This is a genomic window from Geodermatophilus sp. SYSU D01036, from assembly GCF_054050435.1.
The window spans coordinates 1-15,568 of sequence record NZ_JBJGZJ010000010.1; the positions used below are offsets into that span (position 1 = coordinate 1).

Annotated in this window: 15 protein-coding genes; 11 read left to right on the forward strand and 4 right to left on the reverse strand. The window is 76.2% G+C overall.

Annotation, left to right across the window (positions count from 1 at the left end; translation table 11 throughout):
• The first annotated feature begins 130 nt into the window (after positions 1 to 130).
• The 8 genes from ACI8AR_RS11970 (at position 131) to ACI8AR_RS12005 (ending at position 7,663) form a co-directional block, all read left to right on the forward strand.
• On the forward strand, positions 131 to 1,033 hold the full coding sequence (locus tag ACI8AR_RS11970) for a potassium channel family protein (RefSeq protein WP_457051231.1): 903 nt from the start codon (positions 131 to 133) through the stop codon (positions 1,031 to 1,033).
• A 58-nt stretch (positions 1,034 to 1,091) separates the two neighbouring features.
• Positions 1,092 to 2,129, forward strand: a complete 1,038-nt coding sequence (locus ACI8AR_RS11975) for a bacteriorhodopsin (protein WP_457051232.1) — start codon at positions 1,092 to 1,094, stop codon at positions 2,127 to 2,129.
• Positions 2,130 to 2,131: 2 nt separating this feature from the next.
• Positions 2,132 to 3,118, forward strand: coding sequence for a beta-carotene 15,15'-dioxygenase, Brp/Blh family (locus ACI8AR_RS11980; RefSeq protein WP_457051233.1), 987 nt, complete (start codon positions 2,132 to 2,134; stop codon positions 3,116 to 3,118).
• Complete coding sequence (locus ACI8AR_RS11985) at positions 3,115 to 3,522, forward strand: four-helix bundle copper-binding protein (protein WP_457051234.1); 408 nt, start codon at positions 3,115 to 3,117, stop codon at positions 3,520 to 3,522. The genes ACI8AR_RS11980 and ACI8AR_RS11985 overlap by 4 nt, the downstream gene beginning before the upstream one ends.
• Before the next feature lie 33 nt (positions 3,523 to 3,555).
• On the forward strand, positions 3,556 to 4,407 hold the full coding sequence (gene pdxY, locus ACI8AR_RS11990) for a pyridoxal kinase PdxY (RefSeq protein ID WP_457051235.1): 852 nt from the start codon (positions 3,556 to 3,558) through the stop codon (positions 4,405 to 4,407).
• A 59-nt stretch (positions 4,408 to 4,466) separates the two neighbouring features.
• Positions 4,467 to 5,951 carry an amino acid permease gene (locus ACI8AR_RS11995; RefSeq protein ID WP_457051236.1) on the forward strand — a complete coding sequence of 495 codons (1,485 nt, stop codon included), beginning with the start codon at positions 4,467 to 4,469 and terminating at the stop codon, positions 5,949 to 5,951.
• Between the two features lie 63 nt (positions 5,952 to 6,014).
• Positions 6,015 to 6,392 carry a hypothetical protein gene (locus ACI8AR_RS12000; RefSeq protein WP_456934858.1) on the forward strand — a complete coding sequence of 126 codons (378 nt, stop codon included), beginning with the start codon at positions 6,015 to 6,017 and terminating at the stop codon, positions 6,390 to 6,392.
• Positions 6,389 to 7,663, forward strand: a complete 1,275-nt coding sequence (locus tag ACI8AR_RS12005) for an ANTAR domain-containing protein (protein ID WP_457051237.1) — start codon at positions 6,389 to 6,391, stop codon at positions 7,661 to 7,663. The genes ACI8AR_RS12000 and ACI8AR_RS12005 overlap by 4 nt, the downstream gene beginning before the upstream one ends.
• Here the strand turns inward: ACI8AR_RS12005 and ACI8AR_RS12010 are convergent, their stop codons facing one another.
• The gene (locus ACI8AR_RS12010) at positions 7,664 to 9,679 is read right to left on the reverse strand and encodes a CheR family methyltransferase (protein WP_457051238.1); all 2,016 of its coding nucleotides are present in this window, start codon (positions 9,677 to 9,679) and stop codon (positions 7,664 to 7,666) included.
• A gap of 3 nt (positions 9,680 to 9,682) precedes the next feature.
• Entirely contained in the window at positions 9,683 to 10,735 is a 1,053-nt protein-coding gene (locus ACI8AR_RS12015; protein ID WP_457051239.1) for a chemotaxis protein CheB, read from the reverse strand.
• Between the two features lie 121 nt (positions 10,736 to 10,856).
• Between ACI8AR_RS12015 and ACI8AR_RS12020 the strand changes: the two genes are divergently transcribed.
• The 3 genes from ACI8AR_RS12020 to ACI8AR_RS12030 are packed head-to-tail and all read left to right on the forward strand — an operon-like array spanning position 10,857 to position 13,032.
• The gene (locus tag ACI8AR_RS12020; protein WP_457051240.1) at positions 10,857 to 11,606 is read left to right on the forward strand and encodes a LamB/YcsF family protein; all 750 of its coding nucleotides are present in this window, start codon (positions 10,857 to 10,859) and stop codon (positions 11,604 to 11,606) included.
• Positions 11,606 to 12,205: a 5-oxoprolinase subunit B family protein gene (locus ACI8AR_RS12025; protein ID WP_457051241.1), complete on the forward strand. Its 600-nt coding sequence runs from the start codon at positions 11,606 to 11,608 to the stop codon at positions 12,203 to 12,205. The genes ACI8AR_RS12020 and ACI8AR_RS12025 overlap by 1 nt, the downstream gene beginning before the upstream one ends.
• Positions 12,199 to 13,032 (forward strand): 5-oxoprolinase subunit C family protein, encoded by an 834-nt coding sequence (locus ACI8AR_RS12030; RefSeq protein ID WP_457051242.1) that lies wholly within the window; start codon positions 12,199 to 12,201, stop codon positions 13,030 to 13,032. The genes ACI8AR_RS12025 and ACI8AR_RS12030 overlap by 7 nt, the downstream gene beginning before the upstream one ends.
• On the opposite strand, the gene ACI8AR_RS12035 is transcribed toward ACI8AR_RS12030, so the two are convergent.
• Together ACI8AR_RS12035 and ACI8AR_RS12040 are read right to left on the reverse strand one after the other, a co-directional pair.
• Entirely contained in the window at positions 13,029 to 13,895 is an 867-nt protein-coding gene (locus ACI8AR_RS12035) for an intradiol ring-cleavage dioxygenase (RefSeq protein WP_457051243.1), read from the reverse strand. The two genes, ACI8AR_RS12030 and ACI8AR_RS12035, sit on opposite strands and share 4 nt — an antisense overlap.
• Positions 13,896 to 13,950: 55 nt before the next feature.
• Entirely contained in the window at positions 13,951 to 15,411 is a 1,461-nt protein-coding gene (locus tag ACI8AR_RS12040; RefSeq protein ID WP_457051244.1) for a benzaldehyde dehydrogenase, read from the reverse strand.
• Positions 15,412 to 15,568 lie beyond the last annotated feature (157 nt).

The window sequence follows — 15,568 nt, forward strand, 5'->3', positions numbered from 1 at the left end:
CCCCCCCCCCCCCCCCCCCCCCCCCCCCCCCCCCCCCCCCCCCCCCCCCCCCCCCCCCCCCCCCCCCCCCCCCCCCCCCCCCCCCCCCCCCCCCCCTCCGCGCGGGACTCCCTGCTGGCACCCTCGCCGCGTGGCCTCCGCGGCGGGATGGGCAGCGACGACGGCCGGTGCCCTGCTCGTCCTGCTCGTGCTGCGGGACATCGTGCACACGCTGTGGCACCCCAGCGGCCGCCGCGGGCTGAGCCGGCGGCTGATGCAGGCGGTCTGGCGGGCCGGCCGGGGAGCGCGGCACCGGTCCGCGGCCGGCTTCCTCGGCGGGCCGATGGCGATGGTCGTCGTCGTCCTGGTCTGGATCGCGCTGCTGGTGACCGGCTGGACCCTCGTCTACTGGCCGCACCTGCCCCACGGCTTCGTCTACGGCAGCGGGCTGGAGTCCGGCCGCAGCGGCGTGCTCGACGCCGTCTACCTCTCCCTGGTCACCCTGGCGACGCTGGGCTTCGGCGACATCGTCCCCGAGAGCCCGTGGCTGCGGATCGCCGTCCCCCTGCAGGCCCTCGTCGGCTTCGTCCTGCTGACCGCGGCGGTGACCTGGGTGCTGCAGGTGTACCCGGCGCTGAGCCGACGGCGGGCCCTGGCGCTGCGGCTGTCCCTGCTCGGGCGGGCGGCGCTGCCCCCGGCGGACGTCGACGCGGGCCTGGTGCGCGAGGTCGCCGTCGACCTGGCCCAGGTACGGGTCGACGTGACCCAGCACGCCGAGACGCACTACTTCCGCGACGTCGACCCCGAGACGGCGCTGCCGCTGCAGCTGCCGGTCGCGCTGGCGCTGGCCGAGGCCGCCGGCCGCTCGGCCGACCCGCAGGTCCGCGCGGCCGCGGCGCTGCTGGGCCTCGCGCTCGAGGACCTCACCGGCGTGCTCGACCGGCAGTTCCTCCACCGCGGCGGGGACGTGCGGGCCCGGGTCGCCGCCTACGCGGACGACCACGGCCACCCGCCCGACGGAGCACGCCCGGTTCGGCCGGGTGACGAGGGGTAACCCCGCCGCGGGTCGAGCCGCGGCCTGGCAGCCCCGGCTCCCCGGAGGTCCCGCAGACGTGTCCGACACGCCCACCCCCGAGCTGCAGACCATGCCGCCCGGCCTGTACGACCTGGTCACCTACTCGCTCGCCGGCGCGGGCCTCGCCCTGGTCGCGTACCTCCTCTACTCGTGGACCAGCCGGGACGAGGTCGGCGCCCGCTACCGCCCCGCCGTGCTCGCCGGCCTGTGCATCGCGGGCGTCGCGGCGCTGTCGTACCTGGTGCTGTACCTGAAGTGGGACACCGGCTTCGACCTGCAGGACGGCGTCTACGTGCCGAACGCCGAGGCGCGCGCGACGCTGTACCCGCGGTACGCCGACTGGTCGGTGACCGTCCCGCTGCTGACCGCGGAACTGCTGGCCGTCTGCTCGCTCACCGGGGCCCGGGCGCGCACCCTGCGGTTCACCACGATGGCCGCGGCCTTCCTCATGATCCTCACCGGCTTCCTGGGCAGCCAGGTGCTGGCCCAGGGCCGCGACGTCGGCGCGCTGGTGCTGTGGGGCTGCATCAGCACCGTCTTCTACGCCTACCTGTACGTCGCGCTCATCGGCGCCGTCCGCTCCTCGACGGCGTCGATGAGCGTCGAGGCCGGGACCAGCCTCCGCAACGCGGCCGCCGTGCTGCTGGCCGCCTTCGGCGTCTACCCGCTGGTCTACGCGGTCCCGGTGTTCGTCGACGTCACGCCCGCGTGGCTGACCGGCATGCAGGTGGCCTACTCCGCCGCCGACGTGCTGGCCAAGGTCGGCTTCGGCGTGCTGGTGCACAAGGTGGCCAAGCTGCGCACCGCCGAGGACGTCGCCGCCGGCGTCGACACGCACCCCCGGTCGGTGTGGGTGAGCAACGTGCACCAGAGCGAGGCGGTGCTGCCGGGCACGCAGACCGAGCACCGCAGCACCCGCTTCGAGGACAACACCGTCTTCGACGCCCCGGTGTTCGCCACGCACCCGGCCTATCCGCACGAGCACCACGAGGTCGAGCACCTGCCCGGGCGGGACCCCGGCAGCCGGGTCTCCGCCGGCCGGTACGGGACGGCCTGGACGGCCGACCGGGCCTGAACGTGCCGTCGCCCGCCGGTCCCGTCGCCGCCCCCGCGCGGGCCGCCACCGCCGTCTCGCTGACCGCGGTGGCGGCGGTGGTCGCCGTCGAGGTCACCGTCGGCTGGGGCCACCTGGCCTGGCTGCCGCTGGCGGCGGGCCTCCTGCTGGGCCTCCCGCACGGGGCGGTCGACCACCTGGGAACCGGCGGGCGGCTGCCGCGCCGGGCGCTGGTCGCCCTCGGCTACGCCGCCGTGGCCGCCGCCGGGTGGCTGCTGTTCCGGGCGGCGCCGGGGCCGGCGCTGGTCGTCTTCGTGCTCGTGGCGACCTGGCACTTCGGCACCGGGGAGACCGCCTTCGCCGACCTCCGGGCCGGCCGCCCGGTGCACCGGCAGGCGACGGCGTCCGTGGTGCTGGGTGCGCTGGTCCTGCTCGTCCCCCTGGCCCGAGGGGCGGACGGGGCCGCGCCGGTCGTGGCCGCGGTCGTGCCCGGCAGCAGCGGCGTCCTGCCGGCCGCCGTCGTCGCGACGGTGCTGGTCACCGTGCTCCCGGCGGCCGCCGCGCTGGCAGCCGAGCGGCTGCTGGCCGGCCGGTGGCTGGAGGCCGCCGAGGTCGCCGTCCTGCTGGTGCTCGTCCTGGTCGCCCCGCCGTTCGCCGCCTTCGGCGTGTGGTTCGGCTGCTGGCACGCCGTCCGGCACGTGGCCCGCCTCGTCGCCACGGACCCGGCGAACGCGGACGACCTGGCCCGCGGGCGGCTCGGCGCGCCGCTGCGCCGGTTCGCCGCCGCCGCGGCGCTGCCCACCCTCGCGGTGCTCGCGGTCCTGGCGCTGCTGTGGCCGGCCGCGGGAGGCTGGCACGGGTCCCTGGCCACCGCCCTGCCCGTCCTGGCGGCGCTCACGCTCCCGCACGCGCTCGTCGTCGCCCGGCTCGACCGGACGGCGCGCCGGGACCCGCCGCCCGGGACGGCGCCCGCCGCCCCGGCCCGACGCAGGGAACGGAGACCGACGTGACCGTCGCCGCGCAGATGCTCGACACCTACCCGGCCGATCTCGGCGGCATCGACCGCGAGCGGCTCACCGCCTGCATCGAGGCGTGCGTCGAGTGCGCGCAGGCGTGCACCGCGTGCGCCGACGCCTGCCTGTCCGAGGAGATGGTCGCCGAGCTGCGGAAGTGCGTCCGCACGAACCTGGACTGCGCCGACGTCTGCGCGGCGACCGGGCGGGTGCTGTCCCGGCACACCGGCTACGACGCGAACCTCACCCGCACCGTCCTCGAGGCGTGCGCCGCCGCCTGCCGGGCCTGCGGCGACGAGTGTGCGTCCCACGCGGAGATGCACGAGCACTGCCGCGTCTGTGCCGAGTCCTGCCGGCGCTGCGAGCAGGCCTGCCGCGACCTGGTCGCCACCCTCGGCTGACCGGACCGCGGGCGCATGGCAGCGTGTGCGCCCGTGGTGAGCGTCCTCTCGATCCAGTCGCACGTCGCCTACGGCCACGTCGGCAACTCCTCGGCCGTCTTCCCGCTGCAGCGCCTCGGCGTCGAGGTCTGGCCGGTGCACACCGTCCAGTTCTCCAACCACACCGGCTACGGCGCGTGGACCGGCCGGGTGTTCGACGGCCAGGCCATCGAGGAGGTCGTCGACGGCATCGCCGACCGCGGCGTGCTCGGCACCGCCGACGCGGTCCTGTCCGGCTACCTCGGCTCGGCCGACATCGGCCACGCCGTGGTCGGCACGGTCGGGCGGGTGCGCGCGGCCAACCCCGACGCCGTCTACGCCTGCGACCCGGTCATCGGCGACGTCGGCCGCGGCGTGTTCGTGCGGCCGGGCATCGAGGAGTTCATGCGCGAGGTCGCCGTCCCCGCGGCCGACGTCGTCACGCCCAACCACTACGAGCTCGACCTGCTCGCCCGGACGGCGACCCGCACCCTCGCCGAGGTGCAGGACGCCGTCGCCGCGGTGCAGGCGCTGGGCCCCCGGGTGGTGCTGACGACGTCGCTGGTCACCGACGACACCCCCGACGACGCCGTCGACCTGCTCGCCTCCGAGGGCGGCCGGCACTTCCGCGTGCGCACGCCGCGGCTGTCGGTGTCGGTCAACGGCGCCGGCGACGCGATCGCGGCGCTGTTCCTCGCGCACTGGCTGGACACCCGCTCGGCCGGCGAGGCGCTCGGCCGGGCCGCGGCCAGCGTCTGGGGGCTGCTGCGGCGCACCGAGGAGGCCGGCTCGCGGGAGATCCTGCTGGTCGCCGCCCAGGACGAGTTCGTCTCCCCGTCGCGCACCTTCCCCGTCGACGAGGTCTGAGGAAGGACCACCCTCCTCCTCACCCAGCGGGCGGGCGCGCGCCGACCTAGCGTCCCCCCGTGGACCTGTTCCGGACGAAGTCGGTGGAGGCCGTCCGCGCGGACGCCGGGAACGACGAGGGGGCGCCCGACCGCGGCGGGCACCTGCGCAAGCGGCTGTCCGCCCGGCACCTGGTCGGGTTCGGCATCGGCATCGTCATCGGCACCGGGATCTTCACGCTCACCGGCGTGACGGCGAAGAACAGCGCCGGCCCGGCGGTGGTGGTCTCCTTCGCCATCGCCGGCGTGGTCGCCCTGCTCGCGGCGGTCTGCTACGCCGAGCTGGCCTCGGCCGTGCCGACGGCGGGCAGCGCGTACACCTACACCTACGCCACGGTCGGCGAGGTCGTCGCGTGGATCATCGGCTGGGACCTGTTCCTCGAGTTCGCCCTGGGCGCGGCCGTGGTCGCCCGCGGCTGGTCGGGCTACGTCGGCAACCTGCTGGACCTGCCGCCGTCGATGTTCGGCGAGACCGCCACGGTGAACGTCGGCGCGGCGTTCATCGTCGTCGTCCTGACGCTCGTGGCGGTGCTGGGCATCCGCGAGTCGGCGCGGGTCACCGGCGTGCTCGTCGTCGTCAAGGTCGCCGTCTGCCTGTTCGTCATCCTGGCCGGGGTCTGGTTCGTCCGCGGCGCCAACCTCACCCCGTTCGTGCCGCCGTCGCAGCCGGCCGAGAGCGGCAGCGGGCTGGCCCGGCCGCTCATCGAGGTGCTCGCCGGCCTGGAGCCGGTCGCGTTCGGCGTCGGCGGGGTGCTCACCGCGGCGGCCGTCGTCTTCTTCGCCTACACCGGCTTCGAGGCGGTGGCCAACCTGTCGGAGGAGACCCGGCGCCCGGCGCGGGACGTGCCGCTCGGCCTGCTCGGCACCCTCGGGCTGGCCACCGCGCTCTACGTCGGCGTCGCGTTCGTCGTCGTCGGGATGGTCGAGTACACCGACATCGACGAGGGCGCGCCGATCGCCGACGCGTTCGACCAGGTGGGGCTGGGCTGGGCGTCGTCGCTGGTGTCGATCGCCGCGGTGGCCGGGCTGACCTCGGTGATCCTGGTCGACCTGATCACCATCGGCCGGATCGGGTTCGCCATGGGCCGCGACGGGCTGCTCCCGCCGGCGGTTGCCCGGGTCAGCCCGCGCACCGGCGTCCCGGCGCGGGTCACGCTGCTGTTCGCCGTCCTGGTGCTGGTGCTGGCGACGTTCGTGCCGCTCGGGACGCTGGCCGACCTGGTGAGCATCGGGACGCTGTTCGCCTTCCTGCTGGTGGCGGTCGCGGTGCCGGTGCTGCGCCGCACCCGCCCGCAGCTCGAGCGGCCGTTCCGGGTGCCGTTCTCCCCCGTGCTGCCGGTCGTCGCCGCGCTGGCCTGCCTCTACCTGATGCTCAACCTGAGCATCGAGACGTGGCTGCGGTTCCTGGCCTGGCTCGCGCTCGGGATGCTGGTGTACGTCGCCTACGGCTACCGGCACTCCCGGGTGCGCGCGGCCGCGCGGGAGCGGGCCGCCGGGCGGGTGTGAGGGCCGTTCGCCGCCGTGCCGGACACGCGTGCGGCGGGCGGCCGGGGCGAGCACGATGGGGGCATGACCCCTGAGGACCAGGCGCAGCAGGCCGCCGAGCGCGCGGAGGCGGCCGGCCGGCGCACCCGCGAGCTGGCCGACCGGCTGTTCCGCCTGAACTCGGGCCAGGTCCCGTCCGAGCACGACGTCCGGGCGGCGAAGGAGGCGGCCGAGGACTCCGCCGAGCGCGCGGAGGCGGCCCACCGCCGCTCCGCCGCGCGGCACGAGCACTCCTCCCAGCTGCACGAGCGCACGGCCCGGCTGCACGACGACGCCGCCGCCCGCGGGATCGGCGACGCCGCGGAGCACCGCCGCCGGGCGGCCCAGCACCGCGACGAGGCCGAGGAGGACCGGCGGCAGGCGGCCGCCGACGGCGCCGCGGCCCGGGAGGGCTCGCCGTGAACACCGGCCCGCTGCCGGACCGGCGCGTCGTCGACGACCTCGCCGAGCTCGCCGTCGCGCACGAGGAGCTGCGGGTCGCCGAGGAGGAACTGCGCGCGCAGCAGGAGGAGATCGCCCGGCTGGTCGCGCGCTTCGACGACGAGCGCCGGTGGCACGAGCACGTCGCCGCCGTCCTGCCCGTCGGCCTGTTCGTCACCGACGGCGCGGGCAAGCTGGTGGAGGTCAACCCGGAGCTGGCCAGGCTGGCCGGGGTCTCCGTGCCCCGGCTCGCCGGCAAGCCGCTGACCGTCTACCTCGAGCCCCGGGACGTGCCCGGCCTGCGGGCGGCGCTGCGCGCGCTCAGGTCGGGGCAGGTCGACGCGTACCGCGCCCCGGTCACCGTCCGCGGTCGCAGTGGCGCGAGCGCCGCGGGGCAGCTGTTCGGCGCGCCGGACGTGGTCGACCCGGACCCGCTGCGGGCGCGGATCCGCTGGGTCCTGGTCACCGACGACAGCGGCATCCCGCTCGGCCCGCCCGAGGTCCCCGGCGGCGCGCCCGCCGCCCGCGACGGGGAGGGCACGCCGGTCACCGTGGCCGAGGCGCTCACCCAGCTGACCCGGCTGGCCGGCACCGACGGCGACCGCCGGCAGCTGCTCGGCCGGATGGCGGCGCTCACCCAGAGCGCCGTCCCGGCGGCCAACTGGGTGAGCATCACCATCGGCTCCCCCACGGCGCCGCGGTTCCTCGGCAGCGACTCCACGGTCGCCCAGGAGGCCGACGGCCGGCAGATGCGCGCCGAGCAGGGCCCGTGCCTGGACGCCGCCGCCACCGGCGAGGTCGTCGTCACCGGCGACCTGCGCACCGACCCCCGGTGGCCGGCGCTGGCCCGGCTGGCCGCGGTCGGCCCGGTGCGCAGCGTCCTCGCGGTGCCGATGGCACTGACGGGCGAGCCGACCGGCGTGCTCAACGTCTACTCGTCCCGGGCCGACGCCTTCGGGCCCGCGGACCGGCGGATCGCCGAGCTGGTCGCGGTGGCGCTCGCGGCCGTGCTGCAGGAGGTCGGCGAGCGGGAGTCGCTGCACCGGCTCACCGCCAACCTCGAGCAGGCGCTGTCCACGCGGGCGGTGATCGACCAGGCCAAGGGCGTGCTCATGGGCCGGCTCGGCGTCGACGCCGACGACGCGTTCGCCCGGCTGGTCACCCTGAGCAACCGGCTCAACGTCAAGGTCCGCGACCTCGCCCAGCTCGTGGTCGAGGGGCACGCCGACGAGGTGATCGCCGCCGCCCGGTGATCAGTCGACGGGGTCCATGAGGACGACGGCGCCGCCGCCCTGCCCGGCGCGGGGCGCGAAGGCGCTCACCGTCACCCGGACCTGCACCGGCCGCCCCCGCCGGTTGACCGCGCGCAGCTCGACGGTCTCGTGCGAGGGCTCCTCACCGGCCACCTGTCGGCGCAGCAGCGGGTGGAGGTCCGACACCGGCAGCCCGATGTCCAGGTTGAGCAGGTACTGGCCGCTGACCTCGTCCTGGCGCAGGCCCCACAGGTCCTCGGCCGCGGAGTTCCACGCCAGCACCCGCAGGTCCCGGTCCACGACGACGACGCCGGCGCGGAAGCTGGAGAGCACGCCGGTCATGAACTCGTTGAGCGTGGCGACCTCGTCGGTGCTGACGCGCAGCTCCTCGTTGGTCGTGTGGAGCTCGTCGTTCATCGACTGGAGCTCCTCGTTCATCGTCTCGAGCTCCTCGTTGGTGGACTGGAGCTCCTCGTTGGTGGTCTCCAGCTCCTCGACCGTCGACTGGAGCTCCTCATTGGTGGTCTCCAGCTCCTCGTTGGTCGACTGCAGCTCCTCGTAGGCCGTCTCCAGCTGCCGGTTGGCGTACTCCAGCTCCCGCTGCAGCCGCCGGTAGGGGGTGACGTCCTCGAACACGACCGTGACGCCGAGCGGGGTGCCGTCCTCGCGGGACAGGGGCAGCACCTGGACGTCGAAGACGAGGGCCTCCGTGCCCGCCTGGTGCCGCTCCACGCCGCGCAGCCACACGGCGCGCCGGCCGCTCACCGCCTCGGCGATCGCGCCGCGCAGCTCGACCGGGCGGTAGGACACCTCGAGGTCCTGGAACGGCCGGCCGACGTCACGCTCGTCGACGTGGAACAGCCGCTGGGCGTGGTGGTTGACCAGGGCCAGCCGGCCGTCGGCGTCGAGGACCAGCTGCGCCCCCGGGGAGGAGAGCATCGCCTGGCGCCGGAGCCGGGACAGGTCGCCCAGGCCGCCGTCGAACTCGCTGCGCGGGACGGCCGGGACCGCCCGCCGCTCGGGCTGCCCCCCGCCGTCGCGCTTCCGGAAGAACCGGCGGGTGAGGTCGACCGGGACGAACAGCTGCGCGTGCGAGAGCAGCATCTCGGCCTTGCCGAGGAAGAGCAGCCCGTGCGGGGCGAGCGCGAAGTGCAGCCGGCCGAGGATGCGGTTCTGCGTCTCCGCGTTGAAGTACATGAGCGTGTTGCGGCACAGCAGCAGGTCCACGTGCGAGATGGGCGCGTCCTGCACGAGGTCGTTGCGGCCGAAGATGACCGAGCGCCGCAGGTCCTTGCGGAAGGCGAACCGGGTGCCCTCCTGGGTGAAGTACCGCTCCACCTGCTCGGGGGTCAGGCCCGCCATCTCGCGCTCGGTGAACAGCGCCTGGCGGGCCTGGGCCAGCGCCTCCTCGTCGACGTCGGTGGCGTAGATCTTCACCCGCTCGCGGAACTCGTCGACGCCGAGCGTCTCGGCCAGCAGGATCGCCAGGCTGTACGCCTCCTGCCCGGACGCGGAGCCCGCGCTCCACACCCGGATCCGCGGTCCGGCGGCGGCCAGCAGGTCCGGCAGCAGCCGGTCGCGCAGGTGGTCCCAGGCCGGGCGGTCGCGGAAGAAGCTGGTGACGTTGATGAGGATCGTGTTGAACAGCGGCGCGAACTCGTCGGGGTGGACCTCGAGGAAGTCCCGGTACTCGGCGACCGAGGTCGTGCCGACCTCGGCCATGCGCCGGCGCACCCGGCGGACCAGGCTGGGCCGCTTGTAGCCGGTGAAGTCGAAGCCGCGCCGCTCGCGCAGGTACACCAGCAGCGACTCGAAGTCGGGGTCCAGGCCCGCGGCGGCGTCGCTGAAGGCGTCGGCCCCGCCGTCGTCGGGCTCGGCGTCGTCGGCCAGCAGGTCGTCGTCCTCCGCCGGGTCCCCGGCGGGCAGGTCGTCGGTCGTCACGTCGCCTTTGCCCGGGTCGGGGGTCGTTCCGTCGTCGCTCACCGGGTCCTGGTCCCGCCGTCTCTCGTCGGCCACGGATCAGGCCTCCGCCGCGCCCTCGGCGGGGTCGCCGAGCCTGTCGTCGACCTGGTCCGGGAGACCCTCGCCGTTGAGCGCACCGCGTTCGAGGAGGTCCCGCAGCAGCGAGGCGGCCCCGAGCGCCTCGTCGTGCCGGCGCCGGAAGGCGAGCGCGCTGTGCCGGTGCCCGCTGTCCTCCGCGCGCAGGCCCATGCGCAGGCTGAGCGCCGCCCGCTCCTCCAGGCCGCGCAGCGCCATCCACAGCGCGCCCTCCAGCGCCTCCGCCTGCTCGGCGGCCAGCGCCTCGGGCGACCAGGCGTGGCCGACGCGGCACCGGTACCGCTCCAAGCCGCCCTCGCTGATCGAGAACAGGGCGCCGTGGCAGCTGGGGCAGCCGAAGCCCGACGGCGTCCCCGGCCGCGTGTCCTCCTCCATCGCCTCGCCGTCGAGTCGGGCCATGTCCGTCTCCGTCGTCATGAGGTGGGTGGGTGCCGGGGCGACGGCGTCGACCTCCTCGCGCACCAGCCGGTCCAGCAGCTTCGGCAGCTCGGCGAGCCCGGCGACGTGGTCGGCCCCGCCGACCTCCACCGCGTGCAGCGGCATGCTCGGGTAGAGCGCCTCCTCCGGGTCCTGCGCGATGGCCGCCCCGCCCCGGGCGCGGACGGCGATCGTGCCCGCGGTGCCGTCGTCGAGCGCGCCGGACAGGACGACCGAGACCACCCGGGGGCCGTGGGCGCGGGCGGCCGAGCGGAACAGGACGTCGACCGCCGGCCGGAGGCCGTTCTCGCGCGGTCCCCGCGACAGCTGCAGGCGGCCGTCGGCCACCATCAGGTGCCGGTCGGGCACCGCGACGACGACCGTGCCGGGCTCCAGCCGCATCCCGTCCTGGGCCGCGGACACCGGCAGCGCCGACACCCGCCCGAGGATGGCCGGCAGGGCGCTGCGGCCGCTGGAGGGCATGTGCAGCACCACCAGGACCGCGGCGGGCAGGTCCCTGGGGAGGCCGGCGAGCAGGTCGCGCAGCGCCTCGACACCGCCGGCCGAGGCGCCGATCACCACCAGGTCCCGGTGCATCCGGCACCGCCTCCTCCCGTGCTGGGCGCGCTCCCGGCTCACAGGGGCGTCACCGGAACGGTAGTTGCCTCCTGGTCGGCTGACCGCGTGGCGTGCGCGGGTCGACCGCGAGGATGTCGCCATGGACCTCAACGCCGACCTCGGGGAGTCCTTCGGTGCGTGGACCCTCGGCGACGACGCCGCGATGCTGCAGGTGGTGACCAGTGCGAACGTCGCCTGCGGGTTCCACGCCGGGGACCCGCTGACCCTGCGGCGGGTGTGCGCGCAGGCCGCCGACGCCGACGTCGCGATCGGCGCGCAGGTGTCCTACCGGGACCTCGCCGGCTTCGGCCGCCGGTTCCTCGACGCCGCGCCCGACGAGCTCGCCGCCGACGTGCTCTACCAGCTCGGCGCGCTCGACGGCCTGGCGCGGGCGGCGGGGACGCGGGTGCGCTACGTCAAGCCGCACGGGGCGCTGTACAACGCGATCGTGGCGCACGAGGAGCAGGCCGCGGCCGTGGTGTCCGCCGTCGCGGCGTACGACCGGTCCCTGCCCGTGCTGGGGCTGCCCGGCTCGGCGTTCCTGCGGCTGGCCGGCGAGGCGGGGCTGCCCACGGTGGCCGAGGCGTTCGCCGACCGCGCCTACACCCCGGCGGGCACGCTGGTCCCCCGCCGGCAGCCGGGCGCGGTGCTCACCGACGCCGGCGAGATCGCCCGTCGGTGCGTGGCGATGGCCGCCGGGGAGCCGGTGACCGACGCCGAAGGCGGCACGCTGGTGCTGGCGCCGGACTCGATCTGCGTGCACGGCGACACCCCCGGCGCGGTGGCGATCGCCCGGGAGGTCCGCGCCGCGCTCACGGCCGCCGGCGTCGCGCTGGCGCCGTTCGCCTGATGCGCGTCCTGCCGAGCGGGTCGGCCGCGCTGCTGGTCGAGCTCGACGACCTCGACGCCGTCCTCGGGTTCTCCGCCGCGCTGCGCGACCGGGCGCTGCCGGGCGTCGTCGACGTCGTCCCGGCCGCGCGGACGGTGCTGGTCGTGGCCGACGGGGACCTCGCCGACGTGCGGGCCGCGCTGGAGCGGCTGCCGTGGCGGCCGGGCCGGGCGGACACCGGCGAGCGGGTCGAGCTGCCGGTCCGCTACGACGGCGCCGACCTCGCCGACGTCGCGGAGCTGCTGGGCACCGACCCCGACGGCGTCGTCGCGGCGCACAGCGGGCGGGAGTGGACCGTGGCGTTCTGCGGGTTCTCCCCCGGCTTCGGCTACTGCGTCCCCGACGCCGACCCCTGGGACGTGCCCCGGCTAGCCACCCCGCGCACCCGGGTGCCGGCCGGGTCGGTGGGCCTGGCCGGCGGGTTCACCGGGGTCTACCCGAGCGCGTCGCCGGGCGGGTGGCGGCTGGTCGGGCGCACCGACGTCCCGGTGTTCGACCTGGCCCGCGACCCGGCCGCGCTGCTGCGCCCGGGCGTGCGGGTGCGGTTCGTGCCGTGCTGACCGTGCTGTCCCCCGGCCCGCTGACCACGGTGCAGGACCGCGGGCGCCCGGGGCTCGGTGGGATCGGCGTGGGCCGGTCGGGGGCGGCGGACCGCGCGGCGGCCGCGCTGGCGAACCGGCTGGTGGGCAACGACCCCGCGGCCGCGGTGCTGGAGGCGACCCTCGGCGGGCTGGCGGTGCGCGCCGGGGCCGACCTGCTCGTGGTCACCACGGGCGCGCGGTGCCCGGGGTCGCCGGTGCACGCCGCACCCGGCCTGCTCCGAGCCGGGGCGACGCTGGCGCTCGGGGCGCCGGCCGCGGGGCTGCGCACCTACGTCGCCGTCCGCGGCGGGATCGCCGTCCCGCCGGTGCTGGGCTCGCGGTCGACCGACGTGCTCTCCGGCCTGGGCCCGGCGCCGCTGCGGGCCGGGGACGTCCTGCCGGTCGGCGACGCCGCCGGCCCGCTGCCCGGCGTCGACGTGGCGCCGGTCGCCGACCCGCCCGCCGGGGAGGTGACCGTGCGGCTGCTGCCCGGCCCGCGCGCCGACTGGCTGAGCTCCTCGGCCCGGGACGCGCTGGCGTCGGCCGCCTGGACGGTCACGGCGGAGAGCAACCGGGTGGGGCTGCGGCTGGCCGGCCCACGGCTGGACCGCGCGGTCGAGGGCGAGCTCGCCAGCGAGGGGCTGGTCCGCGGCGCGGTGCAGGTGCCGCCGTCGGGGCAGCCGGTGCTGTTCCTCGCCGACGCGCCGGTGACCGGCGGCTACCCGGTGGCCGGCTACGTCGCCGACGACGACGTCGACCGCTGCGCGCAGCTGCGCCCCGGGCAGGTGCTGCGGCTCCGCCCCTAGTCGCGCAGCAGCGTGACGTCGACGGCGAGGGTGCGGAACGGGTTGGGCAGGCCGAGCGCGGCGGCGCGCTCCGGGTCGTCGACCTCGGGCACGTCCCGGACGAGGCTCTCCTTGACCCCGAACACCGCGTCGGAGTCGAGGTAGGGCGAGTCGGCGACGAACACGTGCGTGGTCACCGGCCGGTACCCGGGGGCCGCGGCGATGACGTGCAGGTGCGCGGGGCGGTTGGGGTGCCGGCCGGTGGCGGCGAGCAGCTGCCCGACCGGGCCGTCGTCGGGGATGGGGTACCAGCGCGGGACGACCGAGCGGAACCAGAAGCGGCCGTCGTCGTCGGCGGTGAACAGCCCGCGCAGGTTGCCCGGCGGCTGCACGTCCGGCTGCTGGACGTCGTAGAAGCCGTCCGCGTTGGCCTGCCAGACGTCGACGGTGGCGCCGGCCAGCGGCTCGCCGTCCGGGCCGGTGACCCGCCCGGACACCAGGCACGGGGTGCCCTTGCCGTCGAGGGCGATGTCGTCGCCGAGCCGCCGCTCCGGCGACGCGACCTGGTGGAAGGGGCCGAGCACGGTGGACTCGGTGCCGGTGCCGCCGCTGCGGTGGTTGATCGTCTCCACCAGCATCGAGACGCCGAGGACGTCGGAGAGCAGCACGAACTCCTGCCGCACGGCGTCGCTGGTGTGCCCGGTGCGGGTGAGGAAGTCGATCGCCGCGGCCCACTCCGCCTCGGTGAGCTCGACGTCCTTGACGAAGGCGTGCAGGTGACGGACCAGCGACGTCACCACCTGCCGCAGCCGGGGGTCCAGGGTGCCCGCGAAGCTGGCGGCGACGACGTCGGCCGAGCGCTCCTCGCTGAACAGCTCGTGCATGCGGGCCACTCTCCCGGGGCCGTGCACCTCCGCGGAAGTGCACGGCCCCGGGCGCTCAGAACGGGTAGGCGGGCAGGTCGCCGCGCACGGTGACCCACTGGGTCTCGGTGAACGCCTCGATGTTGGCCTGCGGGCCGCCGTGCCGGGAGCCGGTGCCGGACGCCCCGACGCCGCCGAACGGGGCGACCGCCTCGTCGTTGACCGTCTGGTCGTTGATGTGCACCAGGCCGGACGGGATGCGCTCGGCCAGCTCCAGGCCGGCGTAGACGTCGCGGGTGAGGATGCCCAGGCTCAGGCCGTACTCGGTGCCCGCGGCGAGGGAGGCGACCTCGTCGAGGCTGGAGAACGGCGTCACCGGCGCCACCGGACCGAAGATCTCCTCCTGGTAAGCCGGGTGGTCGATGGCGACGCCGCCGAGGACGGTCGGCCGGTAGAACAGCCCCTCGTAGGTGCCGCCGGTGCGCACCGTGGCGCCCTGGTCGACGCTCGCGGTGACCAACCCGTGCACGCGGTCGCGCTGACCGGCGTCGATGAGCGGGCCGAGCGCGACCTGCTCGCGGAACGGGTCGCCGACCGGCAGCTTCTCGACCTTCTCGGTGAGGACGGCGGTGTACTCCTCGGCGATCGACTCGTGCACCAGGTGCCGGCTGGTGGCCATGCAGATCTGGCCCTGGTGGCTGAACGTGCCCCACGCGCCGACGCTGGCGGCGGCGGTGACGTCGACGTCGGGCAGCACGATCAGCGCGGAGTTGCCGCCCAGCTCGAGGTGCGCACGCTTGAGGTGCTGCCCCGCGAGCGCGCCCACGATCCGGCCGGCCCTCGTGGAGCCGGTGAAGGCGATGACCCGCACCTGCGGCGCGGTGACCAGCGCCTCGCCGACGTCGGCCCCGCCGGGGAGCACCTGGAAGACGCCGGCCGGCAGCCCGGCCTCCTCGAAGACGCGGGCGAACACGGCGCCGCCGGAGACGGCGGTGCGCGGGTCGGGCTTGAGGACGACGGCGTTGCCGAGCGCCAGCGCCGGGGCGATCGCGCGGATCGCGAGGATGGTCGGCACGTTGAACGGCGCGATGACGCCGACGACGCCGGCCGGGACGCGGCGGGCGAAGCTCAGCCGCGGCGCGCCGGTGCGCAGCAGCTCCCCGTAGGGGTGGCTGGGCAGCGCGGAGGCCTCGTAGCACTCCTGGGCGCTGGTGTGTACCTGGAAGTCGCCGAACGGCTGGATCGCGCCGGACTCGCGGGCCAGCCAGCCCTTGATCTCGTCGGCGTTGTCCTCGAGCACCTGGCCGGCCCGGCGCAGCACCCGCGCGCGCTCCTCGAACGGGGCGGCCGCCCACGCCCGCTGGGCTTCCGCCGCCCGCTCGGCCGCCGCGTGGACGTCCTCGGGGGTCGCCTTCCCGACCGGCGCGATGACGTCGCCGGTGGCCGGCTCCACCGCGTCGTAGGTGCCGCCGGACCCGTCGGTCCAGGCGCCGGTCCACACCTTGCCCTGCCACGCGCCGTCGTCCAGGAGTGCCACGTCGTCCCTCTCCTCGTCCTGCTGTTGGTCCTGCTGTTGGTCCCGCTGTTCCCCGTGCGTCTGCGATCCTCGCGGAGGCGTCCCGTGGCCGCCGCGCAAGGGGTCGGCGAGGTCTGTGGACGAGTCGCTGACCTGGGGATTCACCCTGCACGAGGCT

Bases quoted from the DNA above. Each gene is read 5' to 3' on its own strand.
- ACI8AR_RS12035 (WP_457051243.1), bottom strand. From the start codon at position 13,895: ATGCACGAGCTGTTCAGCGAGGAGCGCTCGGCCGACGTCGTCGCCGCC.
- ACI8AR_RS12000 (WP_456934858.1), top strand. From the start codon at position 6,015: ATGACCCCTGAGGACCAGGCGCAGCAGGCCGCCGAGCGCGCGGAGGCG.
- ACI8AR_RS12015 (WP_457051239.1), bottom strand. From the start codon at position 10,735: ATGCACCGGGACCTGGTGGTGATCGGCGCCTCGGCCGGCGGTGTCGAG.
- ACI8AR_RS12020 (WP_457051240.1), top strand. From the start codon at position 10,857: ATGGACCTCAACGCCGACCTCGGGGAGTCCTTCGGTGCGTGGACCCTC.
- ACI8AR_RS12025 (WP_457051241.1), top strand. From the start codon at position 11,606: ATGCGCGTCCTGCCGAGCGGGTCGGCCGCGCTGCTGGTCGAGCTCGAC.